The 14,613-nt window shown below is 70.0% G+C and carries 16 protein-coding genes; 11 read left to right on the top strand and 5 right to left on the bottom strand.

What is annotated here, in order from left to right:
- Nucleotides 1-21 precede the first annotated feature (21 nt).
- Nucleotides 22-471: an NUDIX domain-containing protein gene (locus EXW95_RS07630; protein WP_174366943.1), complete on the top strand. Its 450-nt coding sequence runs from the start codon at nucleotides 22-24 to the stop codon at nucleotides 469-471.
- Entirely contained in the window at nucleotides 459-923 is a 465-nt protein-coding gene (locus EXW95_RS07625; RefSeq protein WP_371809970.1) for an NUDIX hydrolase, read from the top strand. The genes EXW95_RS07630 and EXW95_RS07625 overlap by 13 nt, the downstream gene beginning before the upstream one ends.
- On the opposite strand, the gene EXW95_RS07620 is transcribed toward EXW95_RS07625, so the two are convergent.
- The gene (locus EXW95_RS07620; protein ID WP_174366942.1) at nucleotides 920-1,642 is read right to left on the bottom strand and encodes a GNAT family N-acetyltransferase; all 723 of its coding nucleotides are present in this window, start codon (nucleotides 1,640-1,642) and stop codon (nucleotides 920-922) included. The two genes, EXW95_RS07625 and EXW95_RS07620, sit on opposite strands and share 4 nt — an antisense overlap.
- A 109-nt stretch (nucleotides 1,643-1,751) precedes the next feature.
- Between EXW95_RS07620 and EXW95_RS07615 the strand changes: the two genes are divergently transcribed.
- The 6 genes from EXW95_RS07615 to EXW95_RS07590 all read left to right on the top strand — a co-directional run bounded on the left by EXW95_RS07615 (nucleotide 1,752) and on the right by EXW95_RS07590 (nucleotide 6,841).
- Nucleotides 1,752-2,033 carry a hypothetical protein gene (locus tag EXW95_RS07615; protein ID WP_174366941.1) on the top strand — a complete coding sequence of 94 codons (282 nt, stop codon included), beginning with the start codon at nucleotides 1,752-1,754 and terminating at the stop codon, nucleotides 2,031-2,033.
- 84 nt (nucleotides 2,034-2,117) lie between these two features.
- On the top strand, nucleotides 2,118-3,632 hold the full coding sequence (cobA, locus tag EXW95_RS07610; protein WP_174366940.1) for a uroporphyrinogen-III C-methyltransferase: 1,515 nt from the start codon (nucleotides 2,118-2,120) through the stop codon (nucleotides 3,630-3,632).
- Nucleotides 3,633-3,790: 158 nt separating this feature from the next.
- Nucleotides 3,791-4,348, top strand: coding sequence for a bifunctional precorrin-2 dehydrogenase/sirohydrochlorin ferrochelatase (locus EXW95_RS07605; protein ID WP_254605542.1), 558 nt, complete (start codon nucleotides 3,791-3,793; stop codon nucleotides 4,346-4,348).
- Complete coding sequence (hemA, locus tag EXW95_RS07600; RefSeq protein WP_046843233.1) at nucleotides 4,345-5,436, top strand: glutamyl-tRNA reductase; 1,092 nt, start codon at nucleotides 4,345-4,347, stop codon at nucleotides 5,434-5,436. Before EXW95_RS07605 ends, hemA begins: the two co-directional genes overlap by 4 nt.
- 129 nt (nucleotides 5,437-5,565) lie before the next feature.
- Nucleotides 5,566-6,441, top strand: coding sequence for a folate-binding protein YgfZ (locus EXW95_RS07595; protein ID WP_174366938.1), 876 nt, complete (start codon nucleotides 5,566-5,568; stop codon nucleotides 6,439-6,441).
- Nucleotides 6,434-6,841 (top strand): hypothetical protein, encoded by a 408-nt coding sequence (locus tag EXW95_RS07590; protein ID WP_174366937.1) that lies wholly within the window; start codon nucleotides 6,434-6,436, stop codon nucleotides 6,839-6,841. Before EXW95_RS07595 ends, EXW95_RS07590 begins: the two co-directional genes overlap by 8 nt.
- A gap of 70 nt (nucleotides 6,842-6,911) precedes the next feature.
- Here EXW95_RS07590 and EXW95_RS07585 read toward each other — a convergent pair whose 3' ends face one another.
- The 3 genes from EXW95_RS07585 to EXW95_RS07575 form a co-directional block, all read right to left on the bottom strand.
- A complete protein-coding gene (locus EXW95_RS07585) occupies nucleotides 6,912-7,931 on the bottom strand; it encodes an ABC transporter permease (protein WP_174366936.1) in 1,020 nt (339 codons plus the stop codon).
- Nucleotides 7,932-7,959: 28 nt separating this feature from the next.
- A complete protein-coding gene (locus EXW95_RS07580) occupies nucleotides 7,960-8,982 on the bottom strand; it encodes an ABC transporter permease (RefSeq protein ID WP_174366935.1) in 1,023 nt (340 codons plus the stop codon).
- Nucleotides 8,983-9,279: 297 nt separating this feature from the next.
- Nucleotides 9,280-11,001, bottom strand: coding sequence for an ABC transporter substrate-binding protein (locus tag EXW95_RS07575; protein ID WP_174366934.1), 1,722 nt, complete (start codon nucleotides 10,999-11,001; stop codon nucleotides 9,280-9,282).
- 299 nt (nucleotides 11,002-11,300) lie between these two features.
- Here EXW95_RS07575 and EXW95_RS07570 point away from each other — a divergent pair, with 299 nt between their 5' ends.
- The 3 genes from EXW95_RS07570 (at nucleotide 11,301) to EXW95_RS07560 (ending at nucleotide 14,239) form a co-directional block, all read left to right on the top strand.
- Nucleotides 11,301-12,320, top strand: coding sequence for a D-alanine--D-alanine ligase family protein (locus tag EXW95_RS07570; protein ID WP_174366933.1), 1,020 nt, complete (start codon nucleotides 11,301-11,303; stop codon nucleotides 12,318-12,320).
- A 286-nt stretch (nucleotides 12,321-12,606) separates the two neighbouring features.
- Nucleotides 12,607-13,461: a neutral zinc metallopeptidase gene (locus tag EXW95_RS07565; protein ID WP_174366932.1), complete on the top strand. Its 855-nt coding sequence runs from the start codon at nucleotides 12,607-12,609 to the stop codon at nucleotides 13,459-13,461.
- A 106-nt stretch (nucleotides 13,462-13,567) separates the two neighbouring features.
- Nucleotides 13,568-14,239: a M48 family metallopeptidase gene (locus tag EXW95_RS07560; RefSeq protein WP_174366931.1), complete on the top strand. Its 672-nt coding sequence runs from the start codon at nucleotides 13,568-13,570 to the stop codon at nucleotides 14,237-14,239.
- 94 nt (nucleotides 14,240-14,333) lie between these two features.
- Here the strand turns inward: EXW95_RS07560 and EXW95_RS07555 are convergent, their stop codons facing one another.
- Complete coding sequence (locus tag EXW95_RS07555) at nucleotides 14,334-14,540, bottom strand: hypothetical protein (RefSeq protein WP_174366930.1); 207 nt, start codon at nucleotides 14,538-14,540, stop codon at nucleotides 14,334-14,336.
- Nucleotides 14,541-14,613 lie beyond the last annotated feature (73 nt).

Genomic DNA, 14,613 nt, shown 5'->3' with positions numbered 1-14,613 from the left:
TATGATGTGTAACATGCTCACATGAGCAGAGAAGGGTATGTCCGTGACCTCCGCGCGCTGATCGGCCCGCGCCCCGTCAACCTGATCGGCGTCGCGGCACTCATTACCGACCCGCACGGGCAGATCCTGCTCGCGCGGCGCGTGAATGCCGACCGCTGGGGCCTCATCGCGGGTCTCAGCGAACTGGGCGAATCACCGGACGCCACCCTGCGCCGCGAGGTTCAAGAGGAGAGCCGCCTGACCGTCACCGACGCCCGGCTGCTTGACCTGCTCGGCCCCGCGCAGCTCAGCGAGGCTCCGAACGGCGACCAGTTCTACGCGTACACTGCCGCGTACCGCGTGACCGGCTGGCACGGTACTCCGCAGCCCGACGGGCAGGAACTCGCCGACCTGCGCTTCTTCCCGCGCGCCGACCTCCCGCACCTGCCGCTGACCCGCCTGGGCCAAGCCGCACGCGCGTGGACCGCGTGACGTACGTCCGCGACCTGCGCGCCCGCACCGGCCCGATGCCACTGATCCTGTCCGGCGCGTGCGCGCTGCTGCTGCGCGACGAGGAGGTCCTGCTGCAACGGCGCGGCGACACCGGCGGCTGGGGCACGCCGGGCGGCCTGTGCGAACCCGGCGAGTCCCTGGAGGACACGCTGCGGCGCGAGGTGCACGAGGAGACCGGCCTGACCGTGCTGGACCCCCTCCTGTTCACGGTGGTCAGCGGGCCGGATACGTTCGTGCGCCTGCCGAACGGGGACGAGTTCTATCAGGTGTCCGCCGTGTACGTGGTGCGCCGCTGGGAGGGCGTGCCCCGCGCGGACGGGCTGGAAGGCACCGAGCTGCGCTTCTGGCCGCTGGACGCCCTGCCGGACGGGCTGGGTCCGGTGGACCGCGTCGCGCTGGCGCAGCTGCGGACCTGCGTGGGCGTGCGCTAGCTGTTACACGTGAAGGTCAGGCGCAGGGTGGTCAGCCCGAATCCGGCGCGGCGGATGTTGCGTTCGCTGTCGCTGCCGGGCGTGGCGAACACGCTGGCGAGCGCTGCGCCCTGCGCGTGGGCGGCGTGCAGGCGCGCGGCGAGCAGCGCGGTCTGCGCGCCCACGCCCCGGCGGCCGGGCAGGGTGGAGGTGCCGAACAGCGCCGCGACCCCCTCCGTGAGGCTCAGCGCGGCGGTTCCGGCAACATGCCCGTCCACCTCCGCCTGATACAACTGCGTGCCGGGCAGGTGCGCCACGACCCGCATGACCGCCTCGCTGCCGGGGCCGAAGCCCCGGGCGGAGAGGGCCGCCCAGCCGTCCGGGTCGTCGCTGCGGCGCACGTCCAGCGTGGGAGAGGGGGGGAGGTCGCGTAGGTCGTGCGTGTAGGCGTGCAGGACGTACGTCAGGGCGTACCCGCGCGCGGTCAGGAGGGGCAGGGCGTCGTTCACGCTGGGGGCGAGGAGGTGCAGCGTGGCGGGCACGCTGTGAGCGGCACTGAACGTCTCGAAGTCCAGCAGGTCCGCCTCCGTGAGAGGCGCGCTGCCGTCGTGCCAGGCGCTGTTCAGCGGCAGGTCCGGGCCGTGGTGCGCGGCGACGAGCGGGCCGAATTCGGCGCGGGTGCCGCCGCGCCCGTGGGCGGCAGCCTCGGCCTGCGCGAGCTGCCGGATGAGAGGGTTCATGAGGGCCAGCCTAGCGCCTGCCGCCGCCCTGCCGGGACAACGTTAGGTCAGCCTTGACCTTGTGTCGGATACCCCGGTTGCCGGGCGGGGCGCGGGTGAACCATGGGTCATGATCGCCTTCCACCCTCACCTGTTCGTCCGCATCGTGGAACTCGACGGGCCGCGCGCCCCGATGCCCCGGCCCCTGTCCAGCGGCTTCAGCGAGGGCCGCGCGTACCGCGTGGTGGGGGTGTACAACCCGTCCGAGTCGTCGGACGCGTACTTCATCCTCCCGAACGACCGGGACGAGCTGTGGTTCATCTGTCAGCGGCACCTGCGCTTCGCGGGCCTGCACGACACGTCCGCGCACCACCTGGACCTCGGGGACGTGCACGCCAGCGCCGCCGACTGACCGTTCCGGCCTTCACGGGCCTGCATAGAAGTGGATTAAACGGGTCAACTGTCATGGCGCGGGTCAGCCGTTACCCTGGGGCGCATGACTGTGCCTGCCTCCTCCCGTGCGTTCGTGTCCCTGGTCGGCGCGGGTCCCGGCGACTCGGGCCTCCTGACCCTGCGGGGCCGCGAGGCGCTGGAGCAGGCCGAGGTGGTGCTGTTCGACTACCTCGCCAACCCGGACCTGCTGCGGTTCGCCCCGCAGGCCGAGACGATCTACGTGGGCAAGAAGGGCTTTTCCGAGTACATCCGGCAGGAGCAGATCAATGACCTGCTGGTGCGCCGGGCGCTGGGGGACGGTGGGCGGCGCGTGGTGCGCCTGAAGGGCGGGGACGTGTTCGTGTTCGGCCGCGGTGGCGAGGAGGCCGAGGCCTGCGTCCAGGCCGGGATTCCCTTCGAGGTCGTGCCCGGCGTGAGCAGCGCCCTGGCCGTGCCCGCCTACGCCGGGATTCCCGTCACGCACCGCGATCTGGCGCAGTCGTTCGCAGTCCTGACCGGCAATACGCGCGGCGGCGGCGCGCACTACGGGCGGCTGTCGGGCGTGGACACGCTGGTGCTGCTGATGGGCGTGCGCAACCTCGACCAGATCGCCGCTGAACTGATCGAGGCGGGCCGCGCGCCTGGGACGCCCGCCGCGACCATCCAGTGGGGCACCACGCCGCAGCAGCGCAGCGTGACCGGCACCCTGGCGACCATCGCCGCGCGGGTGCGTGAGGCTGGCCTGGAAGCCCCGGCGGTCACGGTGGTGGGCGAGGTGGTGCGCCTGCACGACCCGCTGCAGTGGTTCCAGGCGGCGCAGGGCGCGCGCGGGCCGCTGGCGGGGCAGACGGTCGCCGTGACCCGCACCCGCGTGGGGGCCAGCGACCTGTCCGAGCGGCTGCGGGCGCGGGGCGCGAGCGTGCTGGAGGTTCCCCTGATCCGCTTCGCGCCGACGTCGCAGCCGGAGGCGCTGCACGCCCGCCTGCGGGACCTGAGCGGCGTGGCGTGGCTGCTGCTGACCAGCAACCAGGCGGTCGCGGCGCTGTTCGAGCACCTGGACGCGCTGGGCCTGGACGCCCGGCACCTCGCGGGCACGCGGCTCGCGGCGGTGGGTCCCAGCACGGCCCGCTCGCTGGCCGAACGGGGTCTGCGCGCGGACTTCGTGCCGACCGTGGCGGGCGCGCGGCACCTGGGCGCGCAGATTCCCGCCACGCCGGACGGGGGGACGCTGCTGCACCTCACCTCGCAGCTGGCCGAGGATCACCTGGAACGCGCCCTGGCCGCGCGCGGCCTGCCCTACGGGCGGGCGGAACTGTACCGTACCGAACCCGCCCGGCCCGACGACCTGAGCATGGACCGCCTGCGCGGCGCGGCCGTGGTGACCCTGGCGTCCGGCAGCGCCGCGCGGCACCTGGCGGCCCTGGCCGGGACGGACTTCCGCGTGGCGGCGATGGGCGAGCAGACGGCCGACGCGGCGCGCGAGGCGGGCTTCACGCGCGTGACGGTGGCGGCCGTGCCGACGCTGGACGCCCTGGCCGACGCCGCCGAGGCCGCCCTGCGGACGGGGGATGGGGAATAGGGGCTGGAGGATGGACGGTGGAACGACGGCCCCCTCCCGCCTCTCCACGGGCGTCCCGCACCCAGTGACGGATCTTCGCTGCAAGTGCGTCCCAGTCGTCTTTCTTACCGATCGGTCGGGGACGGCTGCCCCGCGCCCGGCACGCTATGCTGCCGCAGATGAGTTTCCTCCCTGCCTTCCTTGATCTTCGCGGCGTACGCGTCGTCGTGGTCGGCGGGGGAGAGGTCGCGCTGCGCCGCACTCGCACCCTGCTGGACGCCGGAGCGCAGGTGCAGGTCGTCGCGCCCGAGCAGCACCCGGACCTCGCGGCGCTGCCCGTGCAGATCGAGGCCCGCCACTACCGGCGCGGCGACCTGAGCGGAGCGGCACTGGTCGTCGCTGCTACCGGGTCCGCCGACGTGAACGACGCCGTCGTCCGCGACGCCCGCGCGCAGGGTGCCCTGGTGAACGACGCCGGGGACGCCACGCGCGGCAACTGGCGCTTCCCCGCGCAGGCGCAGCGCGCCGGCGTGCAGGTCGCCGTGACCACCGGGCGGGAACTCCCGCTGTTGGCCCAGGCCCTCGCGGAACGCACCGCAGCCCTGCTGCCCGACGAGGCCACCCTGGACGGCTGGACCGCCCGGCGCGAGGCCGCCCTGACCCAGCCCGAAGCCGTGCGGACCGCCAGCCTGGACGCCCTGCGCCGCGACATTCGTCAGTCCGTGGGGCTCGCGTGACGCTCGCCTGCCCCACCGCACACGCCCTGCTGACCCGCACGGGCACGCACGCCCCGCAGGCGCTGGACTTCGTGGTCGTCGGCCTGAACCACCAGACCGCCCCCGTCGAGGTCCGCGAACGCGCCGCGGTGCGCGCCGGGCACGAGGGCACCCTCCTGTCGCACCTGTGCGGCTACGCGCAGGAGGTCATGCTGCTCGCCACCTGCAACCGCACCGAGGTGTACATGGCGGGCGTCAGCGGCGACCCGCGCGCCGCCTTCGAGGGCGCCTGGGCTCAGGACCTCGGCGAGCACCTGTACGTCCACACCGGCGAGGCCGCCGTCACGCACCTGTACCGCGTCGCCGCGGGCCTCGACAGCCTCGTCATTGGCGAGACGCAGATCCAGGGGCAGGTCAAACGCGCCTGGATGGACGCCCGCGAACGCGGCCTGACCGGCACCACCCTGAACAAGGTCGCGCAGGGCGCCCTGGCCGCCGGGAAACGCGTGCGCTTCGAGACCGGCATGAGCGACAAGATCGTCAGCGTGTCCAGCGCCGCCGTGGAACTCGCCCAGGCGGCCCTGGGCAGCCTCGCGGGCCGCACCGCGCTGATCATCGGCGCGGGCGAGACCGCCGAACTGACCCTCACGCACCTGCGCGCCGCCGGGGTCGAGGACGTCATCGTCGTGAACCGCACCGTGGAACGCGCCCGGCAGCTCGCCGAGAAACTGGGGGGGCGCCCCTGCGCCGCCGACTACCTCGAAGAGGTCCTGCCCGAGGCCGACGTCCTGATCGCCTCCAGCGGCGCCCCCCACTACGTCCTGGGAGCCGGGGGTGTGAACGCCGCGCTGCGGCAGCGGCCGGGCCGCCCGATGTTCCTGATCGACATCAGCGTGCCGCGCATCCTGAATCCCGACATCGCCGGGGTGCCCGGCGCGCACCTGCACAACCTCGACGACCTGACCGGCATCGTCGCGCGCAACATGCAGAGCCGCCGCGCCGCGCTGCCGCACGCGAACGCCATCGTCCGGGACGCCGCCGCCGACCTGAGCCGCTGGCACCTGACCCGGCAGGCCCGGCAGCGCGAACTGGCCCTCGCCAGCGACTGAAGCTCTGGACTATGAGTCTTGAGCTCTGAGCAAGCCCCGGCCTTTGCCCATAGCTCAGAGCCCACATCCCCCTCCCGCGTGTCATCCGCGTTCCACATGCCGCGCGCCGCATCCCGTACCCTGGGCGGCATGTGGACCCGGATTCCCTCCAGCAGCCTGCGCGTGACCGGCGCCGACCGCGTGGATTTCGTGCATGGTCAGATGACGAACAACCTCCGCGCGGCGCCCACGCCGGGGCTCGTCTCCTGCGCGTTCCTGAACGTGCGTGGGCAGATCGAGCAGTTCGCCCGCGCGTACCGCCGCGAGCAGGACGTGTACCTGCACCTGGACGCCGGGCAGGCCGGGGCGCTGGCGGCGCGGCTGCGGCGGTACATCATCTTCGATCAGGTGGAGGTGCAGGACGTCACTGATGAACTGCGGACCGTGCACGTCTGGCCCGGCGCGGTCCCCAGCGGCTGGCAGGCGGACGGCGGGGACGCGCAGACCTTCGACCTGGCCGGGAGTACGGTGCTGGCGGGCCGCGTGAACCGCGCGGGCGCGCCGGGCGTGGACCTGCACTACCTCGCCCGGCACGAGGACGCCGTGCTGGCGGCCCTGCCGGGGACCGAGGTGCCCCTGCCCGAGCTGGACGCCGCGCGCGTGCAGGCGGGCATCCCGGACATCACGCGCGACGCCCTGACCGGCACCCTCCCGCAGGAGGTCGGCCTGGACCTCACCGGGCCCCTGCCGTCGATCAGTTACCGCAAGGGCTGCTACGTGGGGCAGGAGATCATGGCCCGCCTGGAGGCGCGCGGGAACGCCCGCTACCACCTCGTGCGACTGGATGGCGCCGGACCCTGGGAGGCCGGGGCGGAGATCACGGCGGACGGGAAGGTCGTCGGTCAGGCCGGACTGCACGCGGGGAGCGGCAGCGTGGCGCGCCTGCGCAAGGAACTCGCGGAGGGTGCCGGGGTGCAGGTGGCCGGGCAGGCGGCGACCGTCACGCTGATCCACGCGCATGCTTGAGGCCCTGACCCGCGACCTGCGCGCCGGGGACGCCGCCGGGTACCTCCGCGCCGCGCGCCGCGCTCACCTGATCGCCTTCCTGACCCTGGCCGCTCCGGGCGTGCCGCTGGGCGCGCTACTGGCCCTGCTCAGGCCCCTGCGGGTCGAGGGGCTGGCGACACAGGGGGGCGTGCTGCTGCTGGTCCTGCTGCTGGCGGGTGTCGCTTGGCACCTGTCTCGCCGCACCGCCCGTGATGAGACGCTGCCCGCCCCGCAGCGCGCCCTGGCCGGGGCGATGCAGGCTGCCACGGCCCCGGGGCTCACGTTCCTGGTGGGGTGTGCGTTCCTGTCCACGCCGCTGTTCGCGGCGCTGCTGTGGACGCTGGCACTGGTCCTGTTCGTCCTGACCCGTCCCCGCTGACCCGGCTGCACAGCATGAAGAACCCCCCGCTCTGGTCTGCGGGGGGGCGTTCTGCCGGATTCTGGTGTGTTCAGCGGGACTTGGGGTCCAGCGCGTCGCGCAGGCCGTCACCGAACAGGTTGAAGGCGAGGCTGAACAGCACGATGAACGTTGCCGGGTACACGAGCACGTACCAGTACTCGGGTTTCAGCCACGCGCGGGCGAAGTCGATCATCTGACCCCACTCGGCGGAACCGGACTCGAAGCCCAGGCCCAGGAAGGACAGGCCCGCGACGCTCAGCGGCACGGTGGCGAGGTCCAGCACGGCGATGGTGAACACGGCGGCGACGCTGTTGGGCACGACGTGCTTCAGGATCAGGCGGGGGTCGCGTGCGCCCAGGCCGCGGGCGGCGTCCACGTATTCCAGCTGACGGGTGCGCAGCACCTCACCGCGGATCAGGCGGGCGTATCCGGCCCAGCCGGTCACGCAGAACGCCACGATGATCGGCAGGGTCGGGTCGTAGTCCCCGCCGCCACTCTGGAAGCGGGCGCGTAGGATGGTCAGGATCACGACCGTCAGGATCAGGGGCGGCAGCGAGAACAGCACGTCGATGAACCGCTGGATCAGGTTGTCGATCCAGCCGCCGTAGTAGCCGCTGATCGCGCCGATGACCACGCCCAGACCCAGGGTGATCGCCACGATGATGAACGCCATCTTCAGCGCGGTGCGGGTGCCCCAGATCAGGCCGTAGAAGATGTTGTAGCCGTTCACGGTGCCGAAGGGCGCGGCAGCGCTGGGCTTGGTGGGTTCCTGCGCGAAGCTCAGGCGTTCGGTCTTGTAGCAGCTGGCAGGCGGGGTGAACACGGCGCGCCAGAAGGCGCCCCCGGCGGGGTTGTACACCTCGTTCGCACTGGTGATGTTCAGGTCACGCAGGCAGTTGCCGCTGGGTTTGGCGATCAGGGGCGCGAACAGCGCGATCAATCCGAACAGGATGGTGATGATCAGGCCCGTGATGGCCAGCGGATTGCGGCGCAGCTTGCGGGTGGCGGGGCTGGTCCAGAACTCCTGGAAGCGGGAACGGTCGCGTTTGGGGGCGACGGCAGCGGTCATGCGGTCCTCCGGGTGGTGGGGCGGGGCATCAGTCGAACCTCACGCGCGGGTCGATCACGCCGTACAGGATGTCGACGATGGTGCTCACGACGACCACGATCACGGCGGTCAGCATGGCGAAGCCCAGCACGGCGGCCAGGTCGACGCCGACGGCGGCCTGCACGACCCACTGGCCGATGCCGGGGAACGCGAAGATCGTCTCGGTGATCAGCGAGCCGCCCAGCAGGCCGATGATCAGGAAGCCGGCCAGCGTCACGATGCTCAGCAGGGCGTTGCGGCGGGCGTGCTTGCGGTTCACGACGCTGGGGGCGAGGCCCTTGGCGCGGGCGGTGCGCACGTAGTCGCTGGTCAGCGCTTCGAGCATGTTGTTGCGCATGACCTTGATGATGTTGGCGCTCAGGACGATCACCAGGGTCAGGGCTGGAAGGATCATGTGCTGCAGGGCGTCCCAGGCGATGTCCCAGCGGCCGTTCAGGGCGGCGTCGACGGTCAGCAGGCCGGTGTAGGTCTTGATGTCGCCCAGCGCGAAGGTGTTGATGACGTTTAGCTGGCCCGAGCCGGGCAGCCAGCCCAGGTAGGCGTAGAACACCGCCAGCAGCAGGATGCCGACCACGAAGCTGGGCAGCGAGTACCCCAGCACCACGAACACGCGCAGCAGTTGGTCGATGAACTTGTCCTTGTGCAGCGCACTCAGGGTGCCCAGCCACACGCTGATCAGCAGGATCGGGATGGCGGTCAGGATGGTCAGTTCGACGGTGCGCGGCAGGCGCTCCTTGATCGTGACGATCACGTCCTGGTTGCTGGCCTTGGAGTAGCCCAGGTCGCCCTGCAGGGTGCTGGTCAGCCAGCGGCCGTACTGCACGGGGAAGGGGTCGCGCAGGCCGCGCTGTTCGATGATCTGTTCCAGTCGGGCGGCCTGCTGTTCGCTGCGGATGTAGGGCGCAGCGCGCTGCTCGGGGGTGAGCAGCTGGGTCAGGCCGACGATCATCAGGGAGAGAACGAGCATCACCACAGGAATCTGGATGAGTCGTTTCACGATGAAATTGAGCATGAGAGCCTCGGGGTGAGTGACTGTCCGCGCCTGGAGCCGCGCTGGGCTCTGGCGGTCGGAGCGAAAGGGTGAAGAACGAACGTTGGTTTGGAAGGTGACGCCTGAGCTGTAGTCCGCTCTCTAGACTAGGGCACAGGGTGGGTTGAACGCAAAGGACGTCCGTCGTTCGTCCCGGCATGAAGAACCGTTTCTGTCGGCTGGGCGGTGCTTTTGCCCGTTTTGGCGCGGTCGGGGGAAACACAGGGGCGCAGGGCGGTCCCTGGCGGGACGCCCTGCGCTGTTCAGCTCAGAGAAGGGTTACTTCTTGCTGAGTTCCTTCCAGAAGGTGCCGGTGGCGCTGAAGGAGATCATGGGGTTGTAGTTGCTGGCGCTCACGCCGACCAGGTTGTCGCGCATGAAGATGTAGCCGATCCCGGCGGGCATCAGGATGTACGGGGCCTGCTCGAAGGCCTTCTTGCCGACCAGGCTGTACAGGCGGTTGCGCTCGGTGTTGTTCACCGTGCTGCGGGCCTGCTCGAGCCACTTGTCGATCTGGGTGTCCTTCCAGTTCAGGCGGGGGTTGTAGTACCCGTTGCTGCTGTAGAAGGTGTACATGAAGTTGTCCGGGTCGGCGTAGTCAGGAGCCCAGCCCATGATGGTCATGGCTTCCTTGCCGTCCTTGGAGTCCTTGAGCATCTCGCTCCACTGCTTGGCCTGGATGTTGATGCGGAACTTGGGGTTCAGCGCTTCAACGTTGGCCTTCAGGATTTCCATGGCCTTCTGCGAGGGCTCGCTGCCCTGGCGGTAGTTGGCAGTCAGGGTGAAGCCGTTCTTCCACAGCTGGCCGCCGTAGGCGCGCTTGAAGAAGGCCTCGGCCTTGGCCTTGTCGTAGGTGTACTTGCTGACCTTGGCGTCGTAGCCGCCGAAGATCTCGGGGAGCAGCATGGTGCGCTGCTTGCCCTTGCCCTTCTGCACGTCCTGGATGTACTTGTCGTAGTCGAAGGCGTAGCTGAAGGCGCGGCGCACGTTGGCGTCCTTGAAGAAGGTCGCGGGGATGCCGCGGCCGTCCAGCTTGCCGCTGCCCAGCAGCGCGGGGTTCTTGATGTTCTGGTTCATGAAGAACGCCTGAGCGACGGTGTTGGACAGGTTGTCGATCCAGTCGACACCGGCCTTGCCCTTGACCTGGGCTTCGTCGACCGCGCGGCCACCGCCGTCGATCAGGTCGGCGTCACCGCGCAGGAAGGCCTGCTGACGGGCGGCGAGTTCGCTGACCTTCTGGATCACGACGTTCTTGATCGCGGGCTTCTTGCCCCAGTAGCCGTCGAACGCGGTGGCCAGCAGGGTGTTGGAGTCCTTGCGGACCAGCTTGTACGCGCCGGTGCCGCTGGGGTTCTGGCTCAGCTTGCTGTTGGTCAGGTCCTTGCCGACCCAGTCCTTCCAGGTGGCTTCCTTGCCGTTCCACTCGCCCAGGCCGGCGGCGTGCTTGCTGTCCACGACGCTCTGGCCGGAGAAGGCCAGCTTGGCCAGGAAGGCGGGGTCCACGGCGGGCAGGGTGAAGACCAGCTGACCGGCGTTGTTGCACTCGACGGCCTTGTCGATGCGGGCCCAGGTGATGGTCTTGTCGTCGTCGGCGTTGGCGCCGGTGCCCAGGAGGCTCTCGGCGAGGAACCAGTTGCCGGACTCGGCGCTGTTGGTGACCAGGTTACGCTCGAAGGAGTACTCGGCGTCGGCGCAGGTCATGGCGTTGCCGCTGTGGAACTTCACGCCTTTACGCAGGTCGAAGGTGTAGGTCTTGCCGCCGTTGCTGATGGTCCACTTGGTGGCCAGCAGGGGCTCGAGCTTGCTGAGGCTGGCGCCGCTGTAGGTGACGAGGGTCTCGTAGAGGTTTTCGACGACGCCGCCGGAGGCCGTGTCGTAGGTGACGCCGGGGTCAAGGGTGGGGATGTCGGAGGAGGACTGGTAGACCAGGGTGTCCTTGGGCGCGGCCGCGAGGGCGCTGGTGAGGGTCAGCAGGGTGGCGAGAGCAGCAACTTTTTTCATTGATCCTCCAGGGTTGGTACTTTGACATCTGGTACAAGGGCGCCTGTCTGGGCGTCTTGCACGGTCTGTCTAGGGGTTGATCGGCGGCATCATAGCGCAGGGATAGACGGGCGGATGTGACTTTCATCCGGGTGCCGTGGCCGGGCATCAGAGATACTTCGTGGCTGTGCTGAGAAAACGCACCTGTCTATATTTATGCATGTTCGGGCGGGCTGGACGCGGCGTCTGCTGAGCATCACACTCAAGTGAAGAGCCTTGAGGGTCATGTGTAGACCCAGGCGCGTGGCATACTGCGCCGCGTGAAGAAGCGCATCCTCCTGCTGGCCGGCGGCCAGTCCGGCGAACACGAGGTCAGCCTCATGAGTGCCCGCAGTGTCCTGAACGCCCTGCCCCGCGACCAGTTCGACGTGACGCCCGTCGTGATCAGCAAGCAGGGCCGCTGGCTGCCCCCCACCGAGACGCAGCGCGCCCTGGAATCCGGCGAGGCCCCGACCGGCGGTGACCTCGTCCTGCACCGCGCCGCCAGTGCCGAGGGCTACGACGCCGTGTTCCCCCTGCTGCACGGCCCGATGGGCGAGGACGGCACCGTGCAGGGCCTCCTGACCCTGGCCGGGATTCCCTTCGTGGGCAGTGGCGTGCTGGGCTCGGCGGTCAGCATGGACAAGATCATGACCAAGCAGGTGCTGGCCTCGGCGGGCATCCCGCAGGTCGCGTGGGCGCTGGCCGTGCGCCGCGAATGGCAGCAGGACCCCGACACCGTCCGCGAACGTGCCGCCGCGCTCGGCTACCCGCTGTTCGTGAAACCCGCGAACCTGGGCTCCAGCGTGGGCATCAGCAAGGTCGCCCGCCCCGAGGACCTGGACGGCGCGCTGAATCTGGCCTTCAGCCTGGACCGCCGCGTGATCCTGGAAGCCATGACCGCCCACAAGCCCCGCGAGGTCGAGGTGGGCATCCTGGGTAACGACGCGCCCATCGCCAGCCCGGTCGGGGAGCTGCGGTTCGACGCGGACTTCTACGACTACGAGACGAAGTACACCGAGGGCCGCGCCACCATGCACATTCCCGCTCCGCTGCCCGCCGACGTGGCCGAGCAGGTGCGGACCCTGGCGCTGCGGGCGTTTCGCGCGCTGGACTGCGCCGGACTGGCGCGCGTGGACTTCTTCTACGTCGAGGAGACCGGCGAGCTGCTGCTGAACGAGGTGAACACCATGCCGGGCTTCACGACGACCAGCATGTACCCCAAGCTGTTCGAGGCGGCAGGCCTCAGTTACAGCGCGCTGGTGACCCGACTGGTCGAACTGGCCCTCGAAGACCGCTGACCGTCCCACCGACCATATCGCCCTGCCGAGGGCATGGCCCCTGCCGCAGTGCGTCGGCGATAGCCCCGAGCCTGTCCCGTACCTGCTACGCCTCACCCCGCGTGGAGAGACGTACCTACGCTGACTGACCTGAAGGCACGCCACGCTGAAGCAACTCCACTGCAAAGCCTAAAGGTCAGATCAGCTGTCCAGCACGCGCCCCTTCCTACAATGACGACACCAACAGCGGACGACCGTGGGCACACGCCACCTCCACTGAATTCAAGGAGCGTCAAAGGGGCAGGATATGGACTGGAAGAATCTTCCCGGCAGTGGTGGGAACGCAGAAAACAGAGGGGGCGGCGGCCTGCCCGGCGGCGGCATCGCCGTGGGCGGCGTGGGCGGCCTGATCATCGCGCTGATCGCCATGTTCCTCGGCGTTGATCCAGGTGCGATCCTGGGCGGCGGCAGTTCGCAGACCCAGCAGTCCCAGACGCAACAACCCGCCCAGAACGACGAGGCGTACCAGTTCGTCAACCAGATCTACCGCAACACTAACCTCGTGTGGGACGACATCTTCCAGCAGGCGGGCCGCACGTACAACGACCCCCGCCTCGTCCGCTACGTGCGCGGCACGCAGACCCGCTGCGGGCAGGCGGACAGCGCCGTCGGTCCGTTCTACTGCCCGGCGGACAACTCCATCTACATCGACACCAGCTTCTTCACGCAGATGGACCGCCAGCTGGGCGGCGGCGGCGACTTCGCGTACGCCTACGTGATCGCGCACGAGGTCGGCCACCACATCCAGAACGAACTGGGCATCGCCGATCAGGTGGACCGCAAGCAGCGCAGCGCCCGCACCGAGGCCGAAGCGAACAGCTACAGCGTCCGCCTGGAACTCCAGGCCGACTGCTTCGCGGGGGTGTGGGGCAACAAGACCCAGCAGGACGCCAAGATCACCCAGGCGGACGTGCAGGAAGCCGTCGCGACCGCCGAGGCCATCGGGGACGACAACCTGCAGCGGCAGGGGCAGGGCTACGTCGCCCCGGACTCCTTCACGCACGGCAGCGCCGCGCAGCGCGTCCGGTGGTTCATGACCGGCTTCAAGAGCGGCAATCCCAACAGCTGCGACACCTTCAACGTGAACTACAACCAGCTGTAACGGCAGCGGGAGGCGGGGCGCGGCAGGGGAGACCCGGCCCGCCCCGCCGTTCTGCTGCGTGACGGGGCTCACCACACGCTGACGCCCCATGCGCTTTCCTGGGGGCATGATCGGATGGGAGGTCGCGGGCGTCCCCGTGCACATCAAACGCAGCGCGCGGCGCCGCACCGTCGCCGTGCAGGTCACGCCGGACGCCGTGACCCTGTTCGCCCCGACCCGCGTTCCGCTGGCGCAGTTGCGAGACATTCTGGACGCCCGCCGCGACTGGGTGGCCGGGCACCTCGCCGGGTACGCCGCGCGCCCACCGCAGCGCCCAGAAGCGCAGAGCGGGCAGCGCGTCCCGTTCCTGGGACAGAACCTGACCCTGCACCTGGACGCGGCCCGCACCCGCCCGGAACGCACCGGGGACACCCTGCACCTGCCCGCGCAGGACGCCGAGGCGCACCTGACTGCCTGGACCCGCCGCGCCTGCGCCGCCCCCTACCGCGAACTGGTGCAGGAGTACGCCGCGCGACTCAGCGCCGCCGACCGCCTGAGCGCCGTGCACGTCAGCGACACCCGCACCCGCTGGGGCAGCTGCTCCGCCGACGGCGTGATCCGCCTCCACTGGAAACTCAGCCGCGCGCCCACCGAGATCCTGCACTACGTCGCGCTGCACGAGGCCGCGCACCTCCTCGAACTCAACCACTCGCCGCGCTACTGGGCGCACGTCACCCGCCTGATGCCCGACTGGCAGACGCACCGCGCGTGGCTCAAGGAGGACGGGCACACCCTCTGAGGATCAAAGGCGGTGAGGGTCAAAAGGTTGAGGGTCGAAGAGTTCAGGGAGATGCAACCCTTGGACTCTTCGACCCTCAGACCCTAAGCCACCTCTACATCGCTGGCATCGGCTCGGGCATGCCGGGCGTGTCGGGGTTGGGCGTGGGGTGCGGTTCGGGCATCCCGGGGGTGTCCGGGTTCACCGGGGGGTCCATCATGGGGCCGCTGTCGCCCGCGCCGGGCATCTGCTCGGGCAGCGGGGTGGGCACGTCGGTCGGTTCGGATGCGGGGGCGGGCGGACGGTCGTACGGTCCAGTCATCGGGGCACCTCCTGAAGGGGAATGACCGTCAGTCTGGCGTGCGTGGATGCGCCGGGACGCTGAGCGGCATGAA

The sequence above is a fragment of the Deinococcus sp. JMULE3 genome, from assembly GCF_013337115.1.
Classification (GTDB): Bacteria; Deinococcota; Deinococci; order Deinococcales; family Deinococcaceae; genus Deinococcus.
This window is presented reverse-complemented; position numbering and strand designations above follow the sequence as displayed.

Coding starts and splice junctions, on each gene's coding strand:
- EXW95_RS07580 (WP_174366935.1), bottom strand. CDS start 8,982: ATGCTCAATTTCATCGTGAAACGACTCATCCAGATTCCTGTGGTGATG.
- EXW95_RS07575 (WP_174366934.1), bottom strand. CDS start 11,001: ATGAAAAAAGTTGCTGCTCTCGCCACCCTGCTGACCCTCACCAGCGCC.
- EXW95_RS07555 (WP_174366930.1), bottom strand. CDS start 14,540: ATGACTGGACCGTACGACCGTCCGCCCGCCCCCGCATCCGAACCGACC.
- EXW95_RS07595 (WP_174366938.1), top strand. CDS start 5,566: ATGTGGACCCGGATTCCCTCCAGCAGCCTGCGCGTGACCGGCGCCGAC.
- EXW95_RS07605 (WP_254605542.1), top strand. CDS start 3,791: ATGAGTTTCCTCCCTGCCTTCCTTGATCTTCGCGGCGTACGCGTCGTC.
- cobA (WP_174366940.1), top strand. CDS start 2,118: ATGACTGTGCCTGCCTCCTCCCGTGCGTTCGTGTCCCTGGTCGGCGCG.
- EXW95_RS07565 (WP_174366932.1), top strand. CDS start 12,607: ATGGACTGGAAGAATCTTCCCGGCAGTGGTGGGAACGCAGAAAACAGA.
- EXW95_RS07620 (WP_174366942.1), bottom strand. CDS start 1,642: ATGAACCCTCTCATCCGGCAGCTCGCGCAGGCCGAGGCTGCCGCCCAC.
- EXW95_RS07560 (WP_174366931.1), top strand. CDS start 13,568: ATGATCGGATGGGAGGTCGCGGGCGTCCCCGTGCACATCAAACGCAGC.
- EXW95_RS07615 (WP_174366941.1), top strand. CDS start 1,752: ATGATCGCCTTCCACCCTCACCTGTTCGTCCGCATCGTGGAACTCGAC.
- EXW95_RS07630 (WP_174366943.1), top strand. CDS start 22: ATGAGCAGAGAAGGGTATGTCCGTGACCTCCGCGCGCTGATCGGCCCG.
- EXW95_RS07590 (WP_174366937.1), top strand. CDS start 6,434: ATGCTTGAGGCCCTGACCCGCGACCTGCGCGCCGGGGACGCCGCCGGG.
- EXW95_RS07585 (WP_174366936.1), bottom strand. CDS start 7,931: ATGACCGCTGCCGTCGCCCCCAAACGCGACCGTTCCCGCTTCCAGGAG.